Origin of the sequence: Sphingomonas sp. VDB2 (assembly GCF_047946695.1) — a bacterium.
GTDB classification, from domain to species: domain Bacteria; phylum Pseudomonadota; class Alphaproteobacteria; order Sphingomonadales; family Sphingomonadaceae; genus Sphingobium; species Sphingobium bisphenolicum.
Genome location: NZ_CP159615.1, coordinates 174712 through 198898, shown reverse-complemented (window position 1 = coordinate 198898; position 24187 = coordinate 174712). Strand labels below are relative to the sequence as shown.

Below are 24187 nucleotides of genomic sequence, written 5' to 3'. Positions count from 1 at the left end.
TTCGTCCCAACGTAAATTCATTGGAATCTCCCCACGCCGCGCTTCTGCCCGGCGAACCCGATCCGCGGCTCCGGAACGTGCTGGCCCGCGCAGTGGTTTTGAGACGATGATCGTCTTTCTAGACCTCGAAGCCTCGTCGCTTGGCAAACACAGCTATCCGATCGAGGTCGCCTGGGTGTTCGAAGACGGGCGCACCACGTCCTATCTCATCAAACCGGCCGCAGGCTGGACCGACTGGGACGAAAGCGCGCAAGCGATCCACGGCATCGAACGGGAGACACTCCTCGCCGAAGGCACGAGCCACGGGGTGGTCGCCCAGCAGATGCTCGTCGCGCTCAGCGGTCACGCGCTCTACGCGAGTGCACCGTCCTGGGATGGCAAATGGCTGAGCGCATTGCTGCGAGCCGCAGGCCTGCCGCGCCACGCACTACGGCTTCAGGATAGCGACGACCTGCTCCATGAGACCGCGCGTGAAATCCTTGCTCCTCACCGTCCCGGCGCGGCCATCGAACGCGAAGTCGCGAACATTCTGGCGTTGACCGAGGTGCGCGACGATCATGTGCCAGCACACCGGGCCCTGCCGGATGCCGTGGCTGAACGGGATCGCTGGCTCGCGGTTCGCGCAGCCGCTCAGGCTTCTCTCGCTTCGAGAATTCCGCATGGCTGATCCGGCCAGACGCGTTGGCCACCATCCCGTTACGCCGGACGGGCGCTATTTCGTCGTGCGCGGACGGCTCTGGCGCATGTCCAACCCGGATCTCGGCGAGGACAGGCGCGCGACCTTCGTCCGCGCCCTCATGGCGGCACGGCGAAAGGTGGGCGCTGCCAAGCGCTCGGGGGACGAAGAGGCGGGAGATGCCGCGCACGCTGCAGTGGATGAGGCAAAACGGGCGCTAGGCGAGCGAGGACCGGTCTGGTGGACGGATGGCGCGCCCGACCTCAATCGTCATATGGCCCGAACGACGCCCTATGCGCATTGGTATGCCGCTCTCGACGGCGATCAGGGCGAACCGGAACGAGATTGATCGGCGCCTGTCTCCCTATCCTCCAGACCTACCTCCCCACAGGGTCATTGAAGTCGATTGTCCGGATCAGCACGGCCAGGCGGTTGTCATCGGCCCCTCCCCACCCGCAATCGGATCGCGCTCGGGGACCTTCAGCGTTGCAATGCGGCGTCTCGCTGCATTGTCCGGAGCCGAGCGACAAATGTCCCAGTCCTCCCCGTCGGGATAGGCGCCGACCACGAGGAAGTCCTTGCTCTGACTGATGCGGCGGTGACCGGTACCGACCGGAAGGAGCAGCACATCTCCCGCGGTTACTTCGACCGTCCGGCCGCCAGGCCCTCCCAACTCGAGGGTCGCATTCCCCGCGGCGACTCCGAGCGCCTCATGCGACGTCGAATGATAATGGTGATAGCCGAAGATCGTATCGCGCCATTTGGGCGGCCAGCCATTGAGGGCAAACCGGTCCTCGAACGCCTTGGCGATCGTCTCGCACGGCCCGTTCTCGACGCCACGATAGAGGATGACCGGAAGGCGGGCATTGTTGGGCACCCAGTCATTCTCGGCAAGCAGGAAGGTCGCGATCTCCATTATGCATCTCCCTTGGGCCTGCGTGTCCGCTTTGGCCTGTCGGCAAGCTCGATCCAGACGGGCGCGTGATCGCTGGTCTTCTGCCAAGCACGCGGACGCCGATCGACTTCGGCTGCCACCAGTCGCGCCGCCGCCGGCTTGTTGAGCAGGATATGATCGATCCGCAGGCCCGCATCGCGCTGAAAGGAATCCCGCCAATATTTCCAGAAGCTGTAGATCGGCTCGCCGGGATGCAGCGCGCGCAGCGCGTCAGTCCAGCCTTGCTCCAAGAGGCGCGCATAGGCGGCTCTGACCTCCGGCGCGAACAAGGCATCGTCGCGCCAGCGCCCGGGCGCATAGACATCGAGATCGGTCGGCATGACATTGAAGTCGCCGGCGATGACGACCGGCGCATCTAATCCGACCAACTCGGAGAGATGGTCGTGCAACCGATCGAACCAGCGAAGCTTGTAATCGAACTTGGGCCCGGGACGCGGATTGCCGTTAGGGAGGTACAGGCCTGCGATCAGCACGCCATTGACCGCCGCCTCGATGTAGCGGCTATGGCTGTCGTCGGGATCGCCCGGAAGAGCCCGGCGGGTCTCATGAATCTCACCGACACGGCTCAGGATCGCGACGCCGTTCCAGCTCTTCTGCCCGTGCCATATTGCTTCATAGCCAAGGTCCCGGATCGCCCTCTCCGGAAATCGTTCGTCGGGCGCTTTCAGCTCCTGGAGGCAGACTATATCCGGTTGCGCCAGTTCGAGCCATCGCAGCAGCACCGGAAGCCGCCCGTTGACCCCGTTCACATTAAAGGTCGCGATCTTCACGAGACGGGCGCGGTTGGGATTACCCAGCACAAACCGAGCGAAGGCTGCGCCGTCGCGCGCCTTTGCGATTCCGACCTGTGTACAAAGGTCGCCGCCGTCCTACCGCACCGACGGTTCGGGCTTCCACCATCCGAAGTGACACTCTTCATGGCGAGGAAAAGTGCAAGAGAGCATAACTCGTTCCGGCCGCTCGAAGATACGGGCCGCAACGATACCTTTTGCCGGACCGTGATACGGTTCGTAGATGGTGCCGGATAACCTGCGGCGTCGGAGATAAACGTCCTTGCTGCGGGCAACCAGACCCCTATGAATTGCGTGCTACGCCGTTTTCTTGGGGGGCGCTAATGACGTTCGATAAGTTTCTTCTCGGTCGCCGCCGCAATCAGCTGACAGACGCGGATCTCGCTGCCCTGGAGCAGGCGGCAGGTCCAATGAGCGCGCTTTCTCCTCGTCATATGCTGATACGCGAGGGCGATCCGGTATCTATGAGCACCTACCTCGTCGATGGCTTTATGTGTCGCTACAAGGACGACCGTGAGGGGTACAGGCAGTTGATCGCCGTTCATGTGCCGGGCGACTTTGTCGACCTCCATGCTTATCCGCTCAAACGCCTGGATCATGATGTCGCGACCATGACCGCCTGCACCATCGCCCAGGTACCCCACAACAGACTAGACGAAATCATGGCGGAGCGACCCGGCATGGCGAAATTGCTATGGTTCAGCACCTTGTTGGACGCGGCGATGCACCGCGAGTGGATATTTCGGCTCGGCCGCCTCGATGCGATCCAGCGGCTTGGCCATTTCTTCTGCGAAATCGAGATGAAGCTGCGCGCCGTTGGGATGAGTGATGGCAGGCAATTCCACCTTCCCGTGACCCAAGCTGATCTCGGCGAAGCCTGCGGTCTGACTTCCGTCCACGTCAACCGCATGCTGAGGGAATTGCGCGAGCGCGACCTGCTGACGGTGCGAGCCCATCAAGTGACTTTTATTGACCCACCCGCGCTCTATCGGCTCACCGAATTCAACGCCGACTATCTTTTCATCGATGATTCTTTGACGGAACACTGATGGGTCCGTGTCGTTCGCTCCTTATCAGGTGGAGATCGACATGACCCAGCAGCCTTATTCTGACGCCGGAAAAGCCGTAGCGGAAAAAGGGCAGGTCCTGCTGGACGGGCCCGACGGGATTGCCATCGCCCTAACCCCGGACGCTGCGGAAATCACGGCGCGGGAATTATTACGCGCCGCAATGGAGGCGCGCTCACAGGTCGAATAAGCGGCCAATGGTCTTCCCAGCCCGGCGGCAATAGCGTTGCGTCGGATCAGGTCGATCCGACAGACCTCAAGCGTCCAGTGTCCCATCGGCAGGAACCTAAGGCGACTGAAGTCATTACCGCTTAGCTGCAGTCTTGTGACAAGCAGTAGGGGGAATATGACAGGCTGCCTCTCCGACATCTTTCCTGGCGAGTCCAAGATGAGCGCCTTCATGCGTGCGCATGATTGGGAAGCCACGCGATTAGGACCGCCAGATCAATGGCCAGACGGACTGAAGGCGTCGCTCCGGCTCATGCTTCTGTCGCGTTTCGACATGTGGCTCGGCTGGGGAGAGGACCTCACTTTCTTCTATAATGACGCCTATATTCCAACGCTCGGTTCCAAGCATCCGACCGCGCTCGGCCAGCCCATGTCGCAGGTTTGGAAGGAAGTGTTCGAGGACGTCAAAGACCGCATATTCTCCGTCATGAACGATGGCGTCGCGACCTGGGACGAGCAGTTACTGCTGCTCCTCGAGCGCAACGGCTATCTGGAGGAAACCTACCATACATTCTCCTATAGCCCGTTGATCGGCAGCGCCGGCGCTGTCGAGGGACTGATGTGCGTTGTCAGCGAGGAAACCGACAGGGTCATCAGCGAACGACGGATCAAACAGCTGAATGATCTGGCCGCGGCGTTGCTCAAGGCGCAACGCCGATCGGATGTGACGCAAGCAGTTCATGATGTTTTTGCTCACGATGGCCGGGACTTTCCGTTCGCCGATCTGACCTTATTCGAATTGACCGACAGACCTTATCCCGGGTCCGACGACACAGCGTTTTGGCCCGTTGCCGACATTGAAAGAGGCGAGAAGCAAAAGGTGATCGCCTTTGAAAACTTGAAGCCTGATTTGCCGACCGGACCATGGCAGATCCCCCCACGCGAAGCTTTGATGCTTGCGGTCGAGCAGCCAGGGGAGCCAGAAGCCATCGGTGCCCTGGTGCTTGGCCTCAATCCCTACCGCATCCTCGACGATGTCACCCGGGATTTTGCGAGCTTGATCGCCGTTCAGATCGCAGGCGCGCTGGCCACGATCGACGCGCTCTCGGCGCAACGGCGCGATCGCGATCGCCTCTGGTCGCTGAGCCAGGACCTCATGCTGGTTTGCGATTTTGACGGCATCATCCGATCGGTCAACCCCTCGGCCACCCGGCTCCTGGGTTGGCAGGAAGACGAGATGATCGGCCACGTGCTGGCCGAGTTTGTCCATCCCGAAGATCTGCCCAGCACGGCGGCCGAGGTTGAGAAGCTGGCGCAAGGCATCACCACCCTGTCCTTCGAGAACCGCTATCGCTGTCGGGACGGCAACTATCGATTGCTCGACTGGAATGCGGTGCCGGATTCAGGCCGGATCCACGCGGTCGCGCGCGACATCACCCGGGAACGCCAGCTTGCCCGCGACCGGGAACGAATCTGGGCGATCTCCCCGATCGTCAAGGTCGTGACGACGACCGAAGGCATCATCAACGCCGTCAATCCGTCCTGGACGAAGGTGCTTGGATGGACCGAGGCCGATACGGTCGGCCGCAATATTCTGGAATATGTTGCCGAGGAGCAGGACGCCGCGAAGAGAAGATTGGGAAGGCTTGCCCAACCCGACGCAAAGGTCGTCGAATCACAAAGCGTTTTTCGGGCGCGGGACGGTAGCGAACATCGCTTCGCATGGACCACGGTGCCTGAGGGTGGGATGCTCTATTTGTTCGGACGCGATATCACGACCGAGACCGAAGCGGCCGAGGCGCTGGCCTCTGCCGAAGAGGCCTTGCGCCAGAGTCAGAAGATGGAAGCGGTCGGGCAGCTGACCGGCGGCATCGCGCATGACTTCAACAATCTGCTGGCGGGAATCCTTGGCAATCTCGAACTGCTGGAACTGCGCATTTCGCAGGGCCGACTGGAGGCGCTAAGCCGCCACCTTGAGACGGCACAAGGTGCGGCAAAACGGGCCGCTGCCCTGACGCAGCGGCTGCTCGCTTTTTCGCGGCGGCAGACGCTCGATCCCACGCCCGTCAATATCAATCAGCTGGTCGCAGGGCTGGAGGATCTGCTGCGCCGTACCGTGGGCCCATCGGCGGAGATCGAGGTAGTCGGGTCCGGCGGGCTGTGGACGACATTGGTCGATCGCTATCAGCTCGAAAATGCTCTTCTCAATCTGTGCATAAACGCCCGGGACGCCATGCCGGACGGTGGCCGGCTGACGATCGAAACGGCCAACAAATGGCTCGATGAACGTATGGCGCGCGATCGCGAACTGCCGCCCGGCCAATATGTGTCGTTGTGCGTAAGCGACACCGGAACGGGCATGACGCCTGAGGTGATCGCTCGCGCTTTCGATCCCTTCTTCACGACCAAGCCCCTCGGCGAAGGTACGGGCCTGGGCCTTTCGATGATCTATGGGTTCGTGCGCCAGTCCGGGGGACAGGTCCGGATCTATTCCGAGGTCGGCGCCGGCACGACCATGTGCCTCTATTTGCCCCGCTATATGGGCGCTGTCACAGAAACGCCGGAGCCGGAGCCGACGCAAATTGAACTTGGCGGCCATGGCGAAACGGTGCTCGTGATCGACGACGAGGCCTCGGTTCGCTCGCTCATCGTCGATGTCCTTACCGACGGAGGTTATCATGTCATCGAAGCGGCGGACGGCCCCAGTGGGCTCAAGGTGCTGCAATCCGACCTGCGGATCGATCTTCTGATCACCGACGTCGGATTGCCTGGCGGAATGAACGGTCGCCAGGTCGCCGACGCCGGCCGGGTGCACCGTCCCAGACTGAAGATATTGTTCATCACGGGCTATGCCGAAAATGCCGTGGTCGGCAATGGCCTCTTGGGTCAGGACATGCATGTCATCACCAAGCCCTTTGGCATTGAAGCGATCGCGAACAAGGTTCGCGATCTGATCGATGAAGGCGACAAGTCGGCAGGCTCGGGCGGGGAAGCATAACGAGCAGCGCAACTAGAGCGCCAAATGGCAAGGCTGTGCCATCTGTCAATCATCGATGAAAGGCAGCGCTGCGCCGGGTTCAGGTGATGGCGATACTTCACCCGATTAGGATGTTTTGGCTGCAAGCCGAAACGATAGGAACGTTCGGGAAAAACCTAGGTTACTCTTTTAGCAGCGCGGCCTTTTGTCGCAGGAAGGAGATGGGGTGGAGCAGCGCGACGACTGGCATTTGACCGAGGCGATCAAGCATGACCTGGGCCGGGGCGACCCTTTCGCGGCCGCCGTTCGCGCTACGCGCATGCCGATGGTCATCACCGATCCCGCACAGGCCGATAATCCCATCATCTTCTGCAATAAGGCGTTTCAGGCCCTGACCGGCTACGAACGGGAAGAAATCGTCGGCCGCAATTGCCGTTTTCTCCAAGGGCCAGGTACGGACCGACAGTCTGTCGCACGAATAAAAAGCGCAATTGACCAGGGCGCCAATATCGAGATCGACCTCCTGAATTATCGCAAGGACGGCTCGACCTTCTGGAACGCTTTGTACCTTAGCCCGGTGCGCGACGATGCCGGGAATATCCAGTTTTTCTTCGCCTCCCAGCTCGATGTTTCCGCGCGTGTCGACGCGCAGACGGAAATTCACCGGCGGCATGACGAGATCGAACGGGAGGTCGAACGCCGAACGGCAGAGCTCAATGAAGCGCTCGAAGCCAAGACGCTCTTGCTGCATGAGGTCGATCATCGCGTGAAGAATAACCTCACCATGATCGGCTCCCTGCTGCGTTTGCAGGCCCGCACCATCAACGATCCGACGATTACGGCGAAGATCGAGGCGATGCTCGAGCGGATCGATGCTCTCGCTACCGTACACCGCCGCCTCTATCAGTCGGACGATGTGTCGAAATTCGACGTCGGCGCCTTCACCGAGAACCTGGTCGCGGACGTAGTCGGTTCAAGCGGCCGCGATGACATCAGGACCGCAACGGACATAGAACCGATCGAAATCCCATCAGGCAATGCGGCGGCGCTTGGTCTTGTCCTCAACGAGATTGTGACGAATGCGATCAAGCACGGTTTTGCCGATGGAAGGCCGGGAACGCTCAGCATATCGGCGCGAAAATCCGAGGGTGAGGCGATTATCATTATTGAGGATGACGGGCCGGGCATGTCTGCCGTGGGCACCGTCGATGGCTTGGGCCAAGTCCTGATAAAGCGTCTTTCGCGGCAAGTGGGGGCTCGTGCCGAGTGGATATCGGCCAATCCGGGAACGCAAGTGCGCATCATTTTTCCCGTGGAGAACTAATCTTGCATCGTCCCCAACCGCCGCTTTCCGTCCTGATCGTCGAGGACGAAGCCCTGCTCGTCATGGATATCGAGGCGATGATCGAAGATGTCGGGCATCATGTCGTCGCGGAAGCGGCGTCGCTGTTTGACGTCCAGGCGCTGTCCGATACGCTTGCCCCGCACCTCGCCTTCGTGGACGTCCAGCTTGCCAGACAAACCAGCGGCCTCGACGTGGCCCGGCTGATTACGAGGCGGTGGCCTGAAACCTTCATCATTTTCGTCACCGCCAATCCCAAAAAGATCCCCGATGACTTCGCGGGTGGACATGGCGTCATCCCAAAGCCCTTTTCCCGAAGCGGGCTGCAGTCGGCATTGCGCTATATCGAGGAGGGCGTATGCGACCCTCCGCCCACCTCGCCGCAACCTTCGAGCTTTCTCGCGTCACCAGCCTTTGCAGCGAGATGGGCCACTTGACAGGCTGGGTTCAACGTCTTCGAACACAGGTTGCGGGTGATCAGCCGGCGGAGCATGCTCGCGTTCCAACCACGAAATAGATCCATGTCAAGCTTGATATAGTCGGTTTGAAACTTGGCTAGAAGGCCCAGCCCCGCATAGCGGGCGCCGAAATCGTCAACGGCTGTGCCGAACCCCATCTTGATAGGAATCAACGACGGACTGCACATGATCAGTATCGGTGATCTGCTCGTTCTCGTTAGATTCGAAAAATGGCCGATTGGCGGGAAAGTCTGCTTCCTTGGCCGTCTTCAAGGTCAACTGGATGCACGCAAAAGACGAATAAACGGCATCAGGCAGGATATTAATCGACAGCCGCGCATCGGTCTCTAGAATTCGACAGCGACTGCGCCCTTGATCGCGGCGACGCGGCACTTCTGATCGAAGGCGTAACGGTTCTTAGACATGACCCCCGCGAGAATTTCGCCAGCAATTGCGCTTATGCTGCCGTATGAGGGATTCAAGGGCGAGCGGACGTCCCGATTGGATATCGAATATCGGCTGATATGGCGGGCTTGGGTGGCGGCACCGCATTAGTCGACATGGGGCATTGCGCGAACACTGTCGTAGACCAAACAATGACGATCGCGCTAAAAATCAATAATGTTACTTTGATATTGAAATTATTTGCTGTCTAAACGAAGAGTGCTGCAAGATGCGCATTTTTTCATTTGAAATAACTGATTTTGAAAAAATCGTCGTGAAACTTTTATTCCTCAACTAAATTTGTTCGGAATTGACCAATCAGCGCTTAGGCGATGAGCCATTTTCCTCTTTCGGCGCGTTTCTCTGCCATATTCTGGCAATGGAACAGCAATGAACCGGATGAGCGACAACCGTCTGCGCGAACTCGAACAAAGCCGTGCGCTGAAGATGGCGCGGTCTACCCACGCCTATGTGCGCGGCAACACCGCCAAATTCTACGACTGGCTGGCGGAGGCTGGCTTGGCCCGGCATCTGCCCGAAGGACCCGCGATCTGGATTTGCGGAGATTGTCATCTCGGCAATCTGGGACCCGTGGGCAATGCCGGTGGCAAGGTCGATATCCAGATCCGCGACCTCGATCAAAGCGTGATCGGCAATCCGGCGCATGATCTCATCCGGCTCGGCCTCAGCCTGGCGACGGCTGCACGCGGATCAGACCTTCTTGGCGTCACGACAGCGCGGATGATTGAGGAGATGGTGGAAGGCTATTCCCACGCAATGGCCGACCGGGACGACGATCGCGCGCTTGAGCCCAATGTCGTGCGCGCGGTACGCCGACGGGCGTTGGGACGCCGCTGGCGCCACCTCGCCGATGAGCGGCTCGACGATGTGGAACCGAGGCTTCCGTTGGGCAAGAAGTTTTGGAAGTTGGATGATGATGAGCAGTCGGCGCTCGAGGCGCTGTTCGAATCGTCTGCGGTGACGGCCATGATCCTTTCGCTCAGCGGACGCGACGCGGACGATCGCGCGCGCCTGGTCGATGCTGCCTATTGGAAAAAGGGTTGCAGCTCGCTCGGAAACCTTCGCTACGCGGCGCTGCTTGCGATCGGCGGCACGAAAAAGTCGCCTGCGGAATATGCCTTGATCGATCTGAAGGAAGCGGTCGCCGCCATTGCGCCGTCGAGCGATGCCAAGGCCATGCCGTCCGACCATGCGGCGCGGGTGGTCGCAGGCGCGCAGGCGCTCGCGCCCAACCTTGGCGAGCGCATGCTGGCCACGCAGGTGCTCGACCGGCCGATGGTGCTGCGCGAACTGATGCCGCAGGATCTCAAGCTGGAGATCGACCAGTTTTCGAGCGGCGAAGCGACCCGTGCTGCGCGCTATCTCGCCTATATCGTCGGCGTCGCGCATGCCCGCCAGATGGATCGTAGCGATCGCGCGCACTGGTCCAAGGCCATCGCCCAGCGCTCGAGCGCGGAGATCGACGCGCCCACCTGGCTTTGGGACAGCGTCGTCCATCTGACCGCCAGCCACGAGGCCGGCTATCTGGAACATTGTCGTCGTTACGCGCTCGCTCAGGCGGCCTGAACCCGAACGGGCGCCCCAGCCGCGCGAAACGGTGCGTCACCGGTAAATCATATTGACGCGGATCAGTTTGGAAAAATTTCCGGTGCCGATCACGAGCGTCAGAGCTTTTCTTCCCACCTGGGACCGCATCGGGCCACATGGCACCACGAAAGGACGCGCCTTGAACGAACTTGCCGGATGGATCGCGCCCGCCGCAACGATGATCGCTGCGATGATGACCGCCGCCAATCTGGGCGCCAGAATTACCGGATGGGGCTTTGTCGTCTTCACCTTAGGGTCAATCTGCTGGACGCTTGTCGGCATCGGTTCGAGTCAGACCAACCTCATCACGGCCAACGGCTTTCTGACTTTCGTCAACCTCGTCGGCATCTGGCGGTGGCTCGGACGGCAGCGCGCTTATGAGGATGGCGGCAAATCGGCGGAGGTCAAGAGCCGCAAATCGTCGGTCCCGACCCTGTTCACGGCGACCGGGATTGCGGGCCTGCCCGTCGTCGATGCCGACGGCACAGCCATGGGCAAGGCGGTCGAAGCGCTGATCGAATGCCGTTCCGGCGAGGTGAGTTACATCGTGGTTGCGACAGCCAAGACCGGTGCGCTTGGAGAAGATCTGCGCGCCGTCCCGCGCGACGCGATCCGTTTCAGCTGCGACGCGATCAGGGTCGACTTGAACGCCGTCGCCTTCGCGGCGCTTGCACCGCTGGAAAGCGGAGATTGGCCCGACGCCGTCCCGCCGCGAGCGACGGGGCGCGCCGCATGAACCTCGCCTTCACCGCGATGCAGATCGCCCGGACCCTCGCCGAGGACGACATCCTTTTCCTCGCCGATGACGAGCAACAGGCCGAAGCGCTCACCGCTGCTGTGCGCTGCCTCCGGCCCGAAAACCCCGTCATTCATGTCGCATCGAGCGATGCTCTCCCCGGTGACCCCGTTCCCGCCTCCCCCGCCAATGCCGGCAGGCGAGCGGCGGCGTTGCGCGCGTTGCGGCTTACGCAGCAGGACAAGGAACGGCGCCCGGTCGCCTGCATATTGAGCGGCGAGGCGGCAGCGCGTCGCTATGCCGCGCCCCAGGCGTTCGATCGTGCGCCGCCGACGGTGCGCGTTGGCGATCCTGTCGACACGGAAGCCTTCAGGGCCGCGCTGGTCGATCTCGGCTATTTCGCCGACGATCGTGTCGACGAACCAGGCGAAATGGCGATCCGGGGCGATGTTATCGACCTATTCCCTGCGGATGCCGGCCTGCCGGCGCGTATCGACCTGCTGGACGGTAAGGTCAGCGCGGTTCGCGCCTATGATCCGGTGACCCAGCGAACGATCGCGGAGATGGAGGCGCTCGAGATCGGGCGCGCCGCCGAGCCGCCTGTCTGGGAGGCCGTCACGATCCTGGATCATCTGACGCCGGGCGTGCTTGCCCAATCGGACAAGGCGGATCGGCGGCGGCAAAGGTTCATCCAGCTCGCTACCGATGCGGTGGCACGCAACGGCAAGACGATCGACGCGATGGATGACGCGGCCTGGTCACGCGCCTGCAAATCCTGGCGCAGCATGTCCTTTGACGATGCGATCAAGGCGGTTCCGCGTTTTGCGCAAGCAGCCTCGCCGCTCACCGCGTTGGCCCGCTTCGCCAAGCCGCTCCTGGCCGAAGGGCGCGCATTGCTGCTCGCGGGCAGTCGGCGCGATCTGCGCTTCCTGCGCACGCGGGTCGGCAAACGCCTCGCGCTCGACCTTTCCGAAGTCACCGACTGGACCAGTATCGAAGACCTGAAAGCCGGAAGCGGCGCGAGTATCACGATGCCGGTCGATGCCGGATTCGTCGACGAACAGCTGATCCTAATCGCCGCTGCGGATCTGATTGGCAGCCGCGCCGTCATGGACGACGACGCCATCGCGACCGCCAATCCCTGGGCGAGCAGCGGCGCGGAGATTCGCGTCGGCGACGTCGTGGTGCATGAGGATCATGGCGTGGGGCGCGTGCTCGGGCTCGCACCCGCCCCGACCCAGGGCAAAGCGGACAATGGCGCGGAGATGATCGCGCTGGAATATGCCGGCGGCGCGCGCCGGCTGGTCACGATCGACGATGCCGAAAAGATTTGGCGCTATGGTGCGGATGCCAACGCCGTGACGTTCGACAGGCTCGACGGCGCATCCTGGCTCAAGCGGCGGGGCGCGATCGACGCAGCCATCGCGGAAAGCGCCAAGGCCCTCGCAGCGCTGGCGGAGGCGCGTGCGAGCCTCACCGCACCGATCATGGCGCCCGATCCGGCAGTCTATGAACGCTTTGCGAACGGCTTCCCCTTCAACGAAACGGCGGACCAGGCGCGCGCCATCGCGGCCGTCCGCGACGACCTGACAAGCGGGAAGCCGATGGATCGCCTGGTCGTGGGCGACGTGGGCTACGGAAAGACGGAGGTCGCGCTGCGCGCCGCAGCCCTGGCCGCGCTCGCCGGCTATCAGGTGGTGATCGCCGCGCCCACCACGGTGCTCGTTCGCCAGCATATCGAAAATTTCCAGCGGCGGTTCGAAGGATCGGGCATTCAGGTCGCGGGCCTGTCGCGCCTGTCCAGCGCGGCGGAAAAGAAGGCCGTCAAAGCGGGGCTTGCCGACGGGTCTGTGCACATCGTGATCGGCACCGGCGCGGTCATGGCCAAGGGCGTGACCTATACGAAGCTCGGCCTAGTCGTGGTCGACGAGGAGCAGCGCTTCGGCGCCGCCGACAAGGTGAAGCTGCGCGGCGCGGGCGATGTGCATCTGCTGACGCTCAGCGCAACGCCAATCCCGCGCACCTTGCAGATGGCGCTTATCGGCTTGCAGCAGATATCGGTCATCGCCACGCCGCCCGCCCGCCGCCAGCCGATCCGTACCAGCCTCGACCAATATGAGGACGGGCGCATCCGCACCGCATTGCTCCGCGAAAAAGGGCGCGGCGGGCAAAGCTTCGTAGTGGTGCCGCGTATCGAGGATATGGCGACACTGTCCGAAAAGCTCCGTCGCGTCGTACCCGACCTCGCTCTGGTCGAGGCCCATGGCAAGATGCCGGCGACGGAGATCGACGCGGTCATGGTCGGGTTCGGGCAGGGACAGGGCGACATATTGCTGGCGACGAACATCATCGAAGCCGGACTGGACGTGCCGCGCGCCAATACGATGATCGTCTGGCGCGCCGACCGCTTCGGCCTTGCGCAATTGCACCAGCTGCGCGGCCGGGTGGGCCGCGGCAATCGGCGCGGACAGGTGATCCTTCTGACGCAAAGCGAGGAGGCGATCGGTGAGCGGACATTGAAGCGACTTCGTACCTTGGCGACGTTCGATCGTCTGGGTGCGGGGTTCGACATCAGTGCGCAGGACCTCGACATTCGCGGCGCGGGCGACCTGCTGGGCGAAAACCAGGCAGGACATATCAAACTCATCGGCATCGACCTCTATCAGCATTTGCTCGGCGCCGCGCTGCGCCAGGCGCGCGGTGAGGCGGTGGAGCGCTGGACGCCGGACCTTCATCTCGGCTCCGGCGGTGGCTTGCCGCAGGGCTGGATTCCCGAAGCAGATGTTAGGCTCGCACTCTATGTCCGTCTGTCGCGCATCATGGACGATGACGGAATGGATGCCTTCGAGGACGAATTGATCGACAGGTTCGGCCCTCTCCCCCAGGAGGCCGCCATGCTGCTGATGCGGGCCCGGATTCGCGTGGCGGCACGCACCCTGTCTATCGCGCGGATCGATGCCGGTCCCGCCGCCATCGCGCTTACCCTTCGCTGCGATCGAACGGGAGATCTGAGAGCATTGGGCCTGGTCGAGAAGAACGGCCGCCTGCTGCTGCAGCAGCCGACGCAGGACGACGAGCGCATCCCGCGCGTGCAATCCTTGCTGGACGCGCTTGCAATGATGGCCTGATCGGTGAACAGCGCGCCACTTGATCCCGATCAAGACGATTCATTGTGCAGTGCAGCAACGAATCCGAGCGATGAGGCGTTCCCTGTTTGCAATGGCTTCCGCCTGCGCTGGAGGCACAAAATGGCCCATTTGAGTAAGACGATCGCGCAATTGGCGAAACTAAGGTCCAAGAACCTCCCCAACATGATGCCAGGACGGCAGGACCGGCTGACCGATCTCACCGACTTCGGCAGCAACCCGGGCGCGTTGCACGCGCGCATATATGTCCCGGAGCATCTCGCGCGGGACCCGGCGCTGGTCGTGGTGCTTCACGGATGCACCCAGGACGCTGCCGGCTATGACCATGGGTCGGGTTGGTCGCACGTGGCCGACGATCACGGGTTCGCGTTGCTGTTCCCCGAACAGACGCGTGCCAACAATCCCAACTTGTGCTTCAATTGGTTCTCGTCGGCCGATGCACGGCGCGACGGGGGCGAGGCATCCTCGATCCGGCACATGGTCGCCGCGATGACCGCCCGGCACGACATTGATCCCTCGCGCGTGTTCGTGACCGGCCTTTCGGCCGGTGGCGCCATGGCCTCGATCATGCTGGCTGGCTATCCCGAAGTCTTTGCCGGCGGCGCGATCATTGCGGGCCTTCCCTTCGGCGCGGCCCATTCGATCCCTGATGCGTTCGCGCGCATGCGTGGGGCGGGCTACCCGGCCGACGCACGCCTTGCGACGCTGGTACGCGATGCGTCGGCCCACGACGGACCTTGGCCGATAGTATCGGTGTGGCAGGGCGGCGCCGACAAGACGGTCGATCCGTCGAACGCGGGGCGGATCGTCGCTCAGTGGCGCGGCATCCACGGTGTTGCCGATCAGCCCGCGACGCGCGAAGTTGTCGACGGATACGCACGAGATTGCTGGACGGATCCGACGGGACGACGCGTCATCGAATCCTACACGATCAGTGGCATGGGGCACGGCACACCACTCAAGACCGACGGGCCGGACGCTTGCGGCGTGAGCGGACCTTATATGCTGGACGTCGGCATTTCATCGACACGTCACATAGCCCGCAGTTGGGGGTTATTGCAGGCTGAGCAGCCCATGCATCGGCAGGAGCATCGCATGGAAGCAGCACCGGAGCCGGCGCGCGCCAAAGCAGGCGTCGGCGCGATCATCGAAGACGCCCTGCGTTCAGCTGGCCTGATGCGTTAAAACATTTGATCGGAAGTTCAGCTTGGCCACGAGTTCCGAACCGCTTGTTTCAGTGGCCATCAAGAAGGTCTCGCACCTTCGACGCCAGCGTCGTGTAAGTGAAGGGTTTCGTGAGCAGGTCAACGCCGGCCTCCAGCCGGCCGTCGCGCGTGATCGCGTCGCGCGTATATCCCGACGTGTAAAGGACGCCCAACCCGGGCTGCAATGCCTTGGCGGCGTCGGCAAGTTGGCTTCCCGACATTTTCGGCATCACGACGTCCGTCAGAAGCAGAGCAATGACGGGATCGGCGCGTTCGAGCAGTTTGAGCGCGGTTGAACCGTCATGCGCCTCTATGACGCGATAGCCCAGTTCCCTCAATATTCCGACGGTGTAGGCGCGGACATCGTCATCATCTTCCACCACCAGGATGGATTCGTGACCTCCCGCCTGTTCGTCTACAGGCACGACATCGGCGGCGAGGGCTGCGCTGTGACCCAGGTAGCGCTGAAGAAACAGCGTGATCGTCGTACCGCACCCAGGGGTGGACAGTATCTGGATATGACCGCCGGATTGCTTGACGAAGCCATAGACCATCGAGAGGCCGAGGCCCGTGCCCTTGCCCACTTCCTTCGTCGTGAAAAAGGGATCGAATACCTTCTCCACCGTCTCCGGCGACATGCCGATACCGTCGTCAACGACGCTGATCGCGACATAGTCGCCCGCGGGGGCATCGGGCACGGCGTTGGCGTCTAGCGTGACGTTCCTCGCTTCGATCGTCAGCGCACCGCCATCGGGCATGGCATCGCGCGCATTGACCGCCAGATTAAGAATGACATTCTCCAACTGATTGGGATCGGCCTCGACGGTCCAGAGGTCAGCTGTCGGCACGATCTGGATCGCGATCGATTCCGAGATGGAGCGCGTCAGCAGATCCGCCATGCCCGTCAGCAGCCGCTCGATGTCGATCGACTTGGGATCGAGCGGCTGGCGACGGGAGAAGGCGAGGAGACGCTGCACGAGCGCAGCGGCGCGATCCGCGCCCTTCAGCGCGTTTTCGAGTGCACGCTTGGCGCGAGGATCGGCGCCCGGATCAAACCGGCGGATAACTGTGTCGATATTGCCGATGATGATCGTCAGCAGATTGTTGAAATCATGCGCGATGCCGCCAGTGAGATTGCCGACCGCTTCCATCTTCTGCGCCTGGCGCAGCGCATCCTCGACCGCTTGCCGCTCCGCCACCGCCTGCTCAACCCGCATCTCGAGCGTTTCGTTGAGGTCGCGGAGCGCAGCCTCCTGCGCCTTCGTGGCAGTCACGTCATAAATGACGCCAATCAGGCGGTAACCGCCGTTATCCTTGTCGCGCACTATCTCGCCGCGCCGGGCGATCCACCTTTCCTCGCCATCGTCGCTTCGGACGACGCAGAAACTGCCGTCCAGCGTTTCCGGTGGTCCGCCGCGATGTGCTTCGGGGATGAGGTCGGGCTCGTCCTTGTTCTTGAGGACTGAATTGATCGTTCGCACCGGCAGCGTGGTGGCGGGGTGAAGGCCGAGCAGCCGGCAAAATTCGCCCGACACCGTCGCGGTCGCATAGCCGTCGGAATATTCGAAAGTACCGACACCCCCGGCGGATTGTGCGATGCGCAGCCGCTCCTCGGTGCGCTTGCGTTCGGTCACATCTACCAGCAGCCCGGTGAAACGGACGGGCACATCCTGATCGTCGAAATGCGCCTGGCCCCGGCCGTGCATCCACAGCGTCTCGCCATTTGGCGCGACCACACGGAATTCTTTCGAAAACCGTTCCGCGCCAGCGGTCATGCCGGTTACCGCGATCTTGATCCGCGCCTGATCCTCGGGGTGGATCGCCTTGAAGAAGAGGCGCGTGGGCAAGACACGCTGCGCGTCCGCGGGATCGAGGCCGTAAAGCTCGGCAAAGCGCCCGTCGATGCGCAGTTCGCCGGCGACGACGTCCCAGTCCCAAGTGCCGCTCGCTCCTGCGGCTGCGAGGATCGCGCGGACATCGTCTCCTGCATCCGCCCCGGCAAGCATCAGTCCGTGTCACCCACGATATTGGCGATGAACTCTGCAAGCAGTTCCTTCAGGACGCCGAGCGACGGCAAGTCCATGATCATCGCGATATAACCGCGTATGTCATGCTTGCGGACGGCAAAATCGATATAGAGAAACAGGACCAGCCCTTCAGAAGGTCCGTCTTCGTTGACCTCGAACAGCATGGCGCCCGAACCGCGAAGGACTTCCGGTATGGTCATCGTCAGCGACCGCTTGAGCATGTTGGCCATGGTCGCAAGGCAGCTGTTGAGGATGATGTTGCCGGTCTCCGCCAGCGCTTCATGCTCGAGGTCGACGACTTCCTGCGCGGTCAGCTCGCCGCCCGTAACCGCCCGCACCAGCTCCAGGCTGTTGGTTTCGGGAAAGATGAGCAAGGCGCGGCCGGAGAAGGGGCCGGAGAAATCCTGCCGAACCGCGACCAGCTCGGATGTCTCGCGTTCGCTGATCAGCCGGGCCGCGCGGCGCTGGCTCACGACTTCGATCGAGGGCACGGACAGCAGGACTTGATCGCCGATCATCTTGCGCAGGCTGGATGCCGCGCGGCTGACGCCGATATTGACGATCTCGGTCAACGCGTCGCGCTCGAGATCGTCGAGCGAGATGCTTTCAGCGGTCATGCTTTCGACGATCGCAGGCGCAGCGCGGCGCCGGACAGAAAGCCCTGCAACCCTTCGCTGGTGACCGGCTTCGCCACGAAAGTCGCGCTAGCCGCGCGCGCGCGGGCGATGATCTCATCCTGGATGTTGGCGGTGATGAGCGCGATCGGCATGTCCGGTCGCGTCTCGCGCAATTCTTCGGTCAGTTCGAGGCCGTCCTTGTCCACCATATTGAAGTCGATGAGGCAGATATCCACCGGCTTGTCCGCGATCACGGCCAGGGCTTCGGCGGCGCTCGATGCTTCCAGTTTCTGCCATTCCGGCTGAAGCTCGGCCAGCGCCTTGCCCGCCACGATCCGGGCGAGTTTGCTGTCATCGACGATCAGGACGGTAACGGACATGGCAACTCCAAAAGGGCGCAGAGCGGAACAGCGCAAGAGTCGCGCCGAGCGTAACGCATGCTGTTAGACCAACTCTTTGCGGCCGTCACTGATCGAGAGCAGGGGGAAGACGAAGCTGGCCTGAAATGGATCGGAGGGCGATCCAACGGTAGGCGGCGCCAAGGCGCGCAATATCTGCACGCTGGCGCTGTGCAGGCGGGTCGCCCTGGAAAGATCGACGGTCGCGTCCGGCATGCGCTGCAACGCGCTTAGCAAAGGCTCGGCATCCTCGACCGGGCTGTTGCCCTCGATATGGATCGTCATGCCGTCGACCCGCACGCTCATCCCACGACCTCCGCCATGTTGAGTACCAGCAGCACGGCGCCGTCGCCCATCGTCGTCGTTCCGCCCACCAGCGGCATACCCGCCAGCAAACCCGACGGCGGCCGGACCATGGCATCCAGCCGCTCGTGAAAGCCGTCGACGCGCAGCGCGACAGGATCGCCGCTCGCACGCGTCACCAGCAGTTTGACCGGCGACGCGCCGCTATCCGTGCCGCCCAGCATTTCGGCAAGGCTGAGGACGGGGACGGTACGGTTCCGCAGGACGCAGGCCATGCCGGTGCCTACCGGCACAAGCCGGTCGCCGCCGACCCGGACGGTCTCGGCGATTTGGTCGAACGGCACGGCATAGCGGTCGTTTGCCACATCGATGACCAGCAACCGGGTGGTGATCGCGTTGGCCGGGAGCCGCAAGGTGAAGCGCGTTCCCCGGCCGACCACACTGTCGATCTCGATCCGGCCGCGCAACCGGTCGATGGCAACCTGTACCGCGTCCATGCCCACGCCCCGTCCCGAGACGGCGCTGACAGTCTGCGCGGTCGAGAAGCCCGGAGCAAAGATCAGCGCCAGCGTGCCGGCGTCGGAAAGAGCTTCGCCGACTTCGGCCGTGATGAGGCCGCGGACCACGGCGGTAGTGCGAATCCGGTCGCGATCGATCCCGGCGCCGTCGTCGGAGAGCGTTACGACGATGTCCTCCGCCTCCCGCCCGATGGCGAGGGTCAGGCTGCCGGTCGGTGTCTTGCCGGCATGCATGCGTGCGGCCGCATCCTCGATCCCATGGTCGATCGCGTTGCGCACCAGATGCAGCAGCGGTTCGAACAGGCCATCGGCGATCTGCTTGTCGACCTCCGTCTGCTCGCCGGTCATGGCGAAGTGGATATCCTTGTCCAAGCTCGCCGCGATCTCGCGGACCAGACGGGGCAGCCGGCGCAGTGCGGGCGCCAGCGAGACCAGCCGAACGGCCGAGACGGCGCGCGACGCCGCGCCGACCGCACGCTCCAAGTCCGCCTGGGCCGCGCGGATGCCGAGCGCGAGCGGCGCGTCGATGGCGTCGGCCCGTTCGGCGAGAATGGCTAGGGCATTGGTCGCAACCACGAGTTCGCCGACCGTGTCCGCCAGCGCATCGACCCTGTGGGCGTCCACGCGAACTATCGTGCCAGCGGCCTGGGTGTCCGGTTCCGCTGCGGGTTCGACCGTGCCAGCGCCGTCTTCGCGACCGACCTCCAACGGCGTTAGTGTGAACTGGTCCGGTACGAGCCGGAAGAAGGGACGCAGAGTATCGGCCGTCGCGCTGCTGAGACCTTCTATCGCGATGATGCACGAGAAAGCCTCGAACGCGTCGGCGGTCGGCCATTTTTCCGTAGCCGGCAGTATGTCGATCGCTACTAAGCCGGGCAGGGTCGCGACCAGCGCCAGGGGGTCTTCACCGCGGAAGAAAGCGTCGCTGTCCGGCGCATAGCGAAAGGCGACCAAGGGGGTCTGGCTATTTTGGATCACCGCCCGATGACGGTTGATGAGAGCAGCGAGCCAGCCCCTGCCAGACTCGGCGCGGACCTCCAAGCCGTCTGAGGTCAACAACCGCTCCGCCAGGGTAGAGGCGTCGGGGCCCAGCGTGCCATCCCGTTCCAGTGCGTCTATCCAACGATCGACCTGGTCAATCATCCCGACCAGCGAGGCTAAATCTACAGCCGTCAGCCTGGTCTCACCCTTGCGCGCGAGGGAGAGCCTGTCCTCGGCTGCATGGAGCAGCCGCTCGGCGGGTGCCATGTCGAACAGGCCGACCGAGCCCTTGAGCGTATGGACGGCGCGAAAGGCCGCATCGATCGCCCCCTCCTCCCCCGGTTTGCCGTGCAACAGCGCAAAGGCGGCATTGGCATGGGCGACCAGGTCACGCCCTTCGATCAGAAATTGTTCGAGCAGTTCGTCCATCACGCCCGACGATAGACGATTGCGTCGCTCAGGCGAACCAGATCGAAACGATCGCTGATCCGCGCCATCGACTCGCTATGGCCCAGGCACAGATACCCGCCCGGCACGAGCCGGTCGTGCAGATTGTCGGCCGCGATCAACCGCGATGCGTCATCGAAATAGATCAGCAGGTTGCGGCAGAAGATGACGTCGAACCGACCAAGGTCCGCCAGCGACGCGGCGTCGAACAGATTGGCGGCGGTGAAGCGCACCGATTCGCGCAGGTCGTCGATGATCTTGCGGCGATGGCCATGCTCAGGCTCGAAATAGGCGGTGAGCAGCTTTTCGGGTAGACGTTGCAGGGCGCGGGCGGCGAAGCGTCCGGCCAGCGCGGCTTCAACCGCCTTTGTGTCGATATCCGATCCCACTATCTCGACATTATAGGCATCGACCAGCGGCCAGTTCTCCAGCAACCACAGTGCGATCGAATAGGCCTCGTCTCCGGTCGAGCAGGGCACCGACCATATCCGGATCAGGTCGCCCGGCCGCTTGGTCGTGATGATGGCCGGCAATATCTCGTTGGCGAGGGCGGCGAACTGATGCTCCTCGCGATAGAAATAGGTCTCGTTGATGGTGAAGGCGTTGGTCAGTAGCTGGCGTTCCTTGGGATCGCTCCCCAAGAGCAGCAGATAGGCCCTGGTGTCCCTGCAGCCCGTCTTGCCGATCCGCTCGGCGATCCGCCGTTCGATATAATAGCGTTTGCCCTCGCCGAAGGTCATGCCGGTCCAGCGATAGATCCACGCCGTGACCTTCTGCAGTTCCCCGGGCGAGATCGAGATGTCCGGCGCCTCGGCCGGTCGGGTGATATCGCTCACCGGCCCACGAGCATGTTCAGTCTGGCCGCGATGGCGTCGAGCGGTTCGATATGATCCGCCCCGCCCGCCGCGACGAGCGCGCCCGGCATGCCCCAGACCACGGCCGTCTCCTCGGCTTCGGCGATCGTGCGGCCGCCCTTGCGTGCCAGTTCGGCCATCTCTCGCGCTCCGTCATTGCCCATGCCCGTCATCAACACCCCAATGAGGCGTTCGGGGCCGAGATATTGCATCGCGCTCTCAACTAGCCGGTCGACGCTCGGATGCCAGTGCAGTTCGGACGCGCTCGGGGCGGCCAGCGCGATCAGCGATGCGCCGCGTCGGCTGATCAGCAGGTCTGCGTCCCCGCGGCCGATATAGGCGTGACCCGGCCGCAGCGGCTCGGATTTGGTGACTTCGATGACCGTGAGCGCGCAGAAGCGGTCGAGGCGGCGGGCGAGCGCGCCCGTGAAGCTTTTGGGCATATGCTGCGCGATCACGACGGGCCAGGGAAAGTCCGCGGGAATGCCGGCCAGGACGACGTCGAGCGCGGCGGGTCCTCCTGTCGAGGTGCCGATGAGCACGAGCCCATCGGCGCTTGATCGTTCGGGCAGCGGCTTGATGGGGCGGGGCTTGGCGGCAGGAACCGCGCCGGTCCGTGGCTTGGACTTCGGTTGCACAAGGGCCGATCGCAGCCGCACCCGATCCGTCAGACGGGTCGTCCGCGAGATTTTCGCCTGCGCTGCCGATCGCACCTTCTCGATAAGCAGTTCCGTGACGCCCTCGATCTCGATCGAGATCGGCCCACGCGGCTTGCCGACAAAATCGATCGCGCCGAGCGCCATCGCCTCCAGCGTCTCGTCGGCGCCCTCCGCGGTCAGTGCCGAAATCATCACCACCGGCGTCGGCCGCTCCACCATGATCCGGTCGAGGCATTGGAGGCCGTCCATGCCGGGCATATGGATGTCAAGCGTGACGACGTCAGGCTTGAACCGGTGGAGCAGATCGATCGCTTCTTCGCCGTTTTTGGCAACATCGATGTCGAAACCGCCCGCGCCGCTGAATATATCTAGCAGCAGTCGCCGCATTAGCGGCGAATCATCGACGATAAGTAGCCGCGTCACGAAGGCGTGGCCGGTGCCGCTTCGTTGAAGTTGGCGAGCAATGCCCGCTCGGTTCGGTCGAGCAGTTCCTGCGGGCTGACGATCAGGACGATGCGCTCATCCTCCAATGTCGCCACCCGATCGAAGACTTGCGTGTCTTCGCTACCCATATTCGGTGCAGGGCCGAGTGCGGCGACCGAGATAGTGCGGACCTCGCTCACGGCATCCACCACGAAACCCGCCGCCAGTTCGCCGATCCGCACGACGATCACGCGGCGGCGCGCACCCTGCGCCGGCGTACCGTCGAAGCGCATCGTCTGGTCGATCACTGGAATGACCGAATTGCGCAATGTCATGACGCCCTGAACGAAGGCCGGCGCCTTGGGGAGGCGAGTGAGCTTGGGCGGAAGCGCTGCGACTTCGATCACTGTGCCGATCGGCAAGCCGAACGCGCTTTGGCCGATGCGGAAGATCAGAAACTGTTCCTGTGCGTCGCCGCTCTTGCTCTTGGTCATTCCGTCCTCGGTCGATGCGGTCTCCAGCAGGCGCGCGGTGATGTCGTCGCGGATAAGATGCTCGGGTGCGAGCACCGACACCAAGCGGTCGCCGCGCTCGAGCCGGCATATCGCCTGGATGCGCGCCTCCGCCCCCCCGCGTGCGAGAACCGGCGGCACCGCGTCGATCTGGCTTTCGGCGACGCGGATGACCCCGCGCATCGCATCGACCACCAGACCGACCCGGTGCGCGCCGATCCGAACGACGACGATCCGCGCACGCGCGCCTTGTTCCTTTTGCGGCAAAGCGAGCAAGGCGCGCAGCGACAAGAGCGGCAGCAGAACATCGCGGACGGCGATCGATCCGAGCGCGACGCTGTCAGCGTGCGGCAGAGTGGCGATGCTGTCGGGCAGCGGCACGATTTCCTGAACGGCGCCGATCGGCAGTGCGAATTCCTGGCCGCCGACCAGGAAAGAGACCAGCAGCACCGCCGATTCGGCAGGGATTGCCGTTTCGCTTTCCACGGCGGTGATCCGCGCTCGGGGCTTGGTGGTCGCCGAGAAGTCGCTGTTCGCAAGTTCCTCGACATCCACCCTGCGGACATGTCGGTCGCTGGTGAGCGCCGATATCGCATTCACCGCCAAGGCCATGGGATTGGCGGTATCCAACAGGATCACACGCCGTTCGTCCTCCACCGGCCGCCCGCTTAGCCGGGCGAAGGACAGCACCGGCAACACCGTGCCCCGGAAATTTCCGAGACCCATCAGGCTGGCCGGCGCATGCGGCACGCGAGTCAGGCGGGGCACGCGTCCCACTTCGCGCACCAGCGACGCGGCGACGCCGAAATGATCCTCGCCGCAGCGGAAGCCCAGAAGTCTTTCTTCATCGACGTTGGTGACGGCACTCGCCATGG

21 protein-coding genes are annotated in these 24187 nt (G+C 63.0%); 11 read left to right on the top strand and 10 right to left on the bottom strand.

The window, feature by feature from the left end:
- The first annotated feature begins 106 nt into the window (after positions 1-106).
- Positions 107-667, top strand: coding sequence for a transcriptional regulator (locus ABT375_RS00995; RefSeq protein WP_261935071.1), 561 nt, complete (start codon positions 107-109; stop codon positions 665-667).
- Positions 660-1025: a hypothetical protein gene (locus tag ABT375_RS00990; RefSeq protein ID WP_261935072.1), complete on the top strand. Its 366-nt coding sequence runs from the start codon at positions 660-662 to the stop codon at positions 1023-1025. Before ABT375_RS00995 ends, ABT375_RS00990 begins: the two co-directional genes overlap by 8 nt.
- Positions 1026-1091: 66 nt before the next feature.
- Here ABT375_RS00990 and ABT375_RS00985 read toward each other — a convergent pair whose 3' ends face one another.
- Together ABT375_RS00985 and xth are read right to left on the bottom strand one after the other, a co-directional pair.
- Positions 1092-1592, bottom strand: a complete 501-nt coding sequence (locus ABT375_RS00985; protein ID WP_416463740.1) for a cupin — start codon at positions 1590-1592, stop codon at positions 1092-1094.
- Positions 1592-2401: an exodeoxyribonuclease III gene (gene xth / locus ABT375_RS00980; protein ID WP_416463738.1), complete on the bottom strand. Its 810-nt coding sequence runs from the start codon at positions 2399-2401 to the stop codon at positions 1592-1594. Before xth ends, ABT375_RS00985 begins: the two co-directional genes overlap by 1 nt.
- A 344-nt stretch (positions 2402-2745) precedes the next feature.
- On the opposite strand from xth, the gene ABT375_RS00975 reads away from it, so the two are divergent.
- The 9 genes from ABT375_RS00975 (at position 2746) to ABT375_RS00935 (ending at position 15553) form a co-directional block, all read left to right on the top strand.
- Positions 2746-3471 carry a Crp/Fnr family transcriptional regulator gene (locus tag ABT375_RS00975; protein ID WP_261935075.1) on the top strand — a complete coding sequence of 242 codons (726 nt, stop codon included), beginning with the start codon at positions 2746-2748 and terminating at the stop codon, positions 3469-3471.
- Positions 3472-3511: 40 nt separating this feature from the next.
- Complete coding sequence (locus ABT375_RS00970; RefSeq protein WP_261935076.1) at positions 3512-3679, top strand: hypothetical protein; 168 nt, start codon at positions 3512-3514, stop codon at positions 3677-3679.
- 291 nt (positions 3680-3970) lie between these two features.
- Positions 3971-6655: a hybrid sensor histidine kinase/response regulator gene (locus ABT375_RS00965; protein WP_272800175.1), complete on the top strand. Its 2685-nt coding sequence runs from the start codon at positions 3971-3973 to the stop codon at positions 6653-6655.
- 205 nt (positions 6656-6860) lie between these two features.
- A complete protein-coding gene (locus ABT375_RS00960; RefSeq protein WP_261935077.1) occupies positions 6861-7958 on the top strand; it encodes a PAS domain-containing protein in 1098 nt (365 codons plus the stop codon).
- A 62-nt stretch (positions 7959-8020) separates the two neighbouring features.
- On the top strand, positions 8021-8413 hold the full coding sequence (locus ABT375_RS00955; RefSeq protein ID WP_416463736.1) for a response regulator: 393 nt from the start codon (positions 8021-8023) through the stop codon (positions 8411-8413).
- 864 nt (positions 8414-9277) lie between these two features.
- A complete protein-coding gene (locus tag ABT375_RS00950) occupies positions 9278-10465 on the top strand; it encodes a DUF2252 family protein (RefSeq protein WP_416463734.1) in 1188 nt (395 codons plus the stop codon).
- A 160-nt stretch (positions 10466-10625) separates the two neighbouring features.
- On the top strand, positions 10626-11222 hold the full coding sequence (locus tag ABT375_RS00945; RefSeq protein ID WP_416463732.1) for a PRC-barrel domain-containing protein: 597 nt from the start codon (positions 10626-10628) through the stop codon (positions 11220-11222).
- Complete coding sequence (locus tag ABT375_RS00940) at positions 11219-14350, top strand: DEAD/DEAH box helicase (protein ID WP_416464955.1); 3132 nt, start codon at positions 11219-11221, stop codon at positions 14348-14350. Before ABT375_RS00945 ends, ABT375_RS00940 begins: the two co-directional genes overlap by 4 nt.
- Before the next feature lie 120 nt (positions 14351-14470).
- Complete coding sequence (locus tag ABT375_RS00935) at positions 14471-15553, top strand: alpha/beta hydrolase family esterase (protein ID WP_261936758.1); 1083 nt, start codon at positions 14471-14473, stop codon at positions 15551-15553.
- A 49-nt stretch (positions 15554-15602) separates the two neighbouring features.
- Here the strand turns inward: ABT375_RS00935 and ABT375_RS00930 are convergent, their stop codons facing one another.
- The 8 genes from ABT375_RS00930 to ABT375_RS00895 all read right to left on the bottom strand — a co-directional run bounded on the left by ABT375_RS00930 (position 15603) and on the right by ABT375_RS00895 (position 24185).
- Positions 15603-17579 (bottom strand): ATP-binding protein, encoded by a 1977-nt coding sequence (locus ABT375_RS00930; RefSeq protein WP_416463731.1) that lies wholly within the window; start codon positions 17577-17579, stop codon positions 15603-15605.
- Positions 17579-18217, bottom strand: a complete 639-nt coding sequence (locus tag ABT375_RS00925; RefSeq protein WP_272799625.1) for a chemotaxis protein CheX — start codon at positions 18215-18217, stop codon at positions 17579-17581. The genes ABT375_RS00930 and ABT375_RS00925 overlap by 1 nt, the downstream gene beginning before the upstream one ends.
- The gene (locus ABT375_RS00920) at positions 18214-18597 is read right to left on the bottom strand and encodes a response regulator (RefSeq protein ID WP_272799626.1); all 384 of its coding nucleotides are present in this window, start codon (positions 18595-18597) and stop codon (positions 18214-18216) included. The genes ABT375_RS00925 and ABT375_RS00920 overlap by 4 nt, the downstream gene beginning before the upstream one ends.
- 63 nt (positions 18598-18660) lie before the next feature.
- Entirely contained in the window at positions 18661-18921 is a 261-nt protein-coding gene (locus ABT375_RS00915) for a hypothetical protein (RefSeq protein WP_416463729.1), read from the bottom strand.
- Positions 18918-20846 carry a chemotaxis protein CheA gene (locus ABT375_RS00910; RefSeq protein ID WP_272799627.1) on the bottom strand — a complete coding sequence of 643 codons (1929 nt, stop codon included), beginning with the start codon at positions 20844-20846 and terminating at the stop codon, positions 18918-18920. Before ABT375_RS00910 ends, ABT375_RS00915 begins: the two co-directional genes overlap by 4 nt.
- On the bottom strand, positions 20846-21700 hold the full coding sequence (locus tag ABT375_RS00905) for a CheR family methyltransferase (protein WP_261935085.1): 855 nt from the start codon (positions 21698-21700) through the stop codon (positions 20846-20848). The genes ABT375_RS00910 and ABT375_RS00905 overlap by 1 nt, the downstream gene beginning before the upstream one ends.
- Entirely contained in the window at positions 21697-22800 is a 1104-nt protein-coding gene (cheB, locus tag ABT375_RS00900; RefSeq protein WP_416463728.1) for a chemotaxis-specific protein-glutamate methyltransferase CheB, read from the bottom strand. Before cheB ends, ABT375_RS00905 begins: the two co-directional genes overlap by 4 nt.
- Positions 22797-24185 (bottom strand): chemotaxis protein CheW, encoded by a 1389-nt coding sequence (locus ABT375_RS00895; RefSeq protein WP_261935087.1) that lies wholly within the window; start codon positions 24183-24185, stop codon positions 22797-22799. Before ABT375_RS00895 ends, cheB begins: the two co-directional genes overlap by 4 nt.
- Positions 24186-24187: the final 2 nt, after the last annotated feature.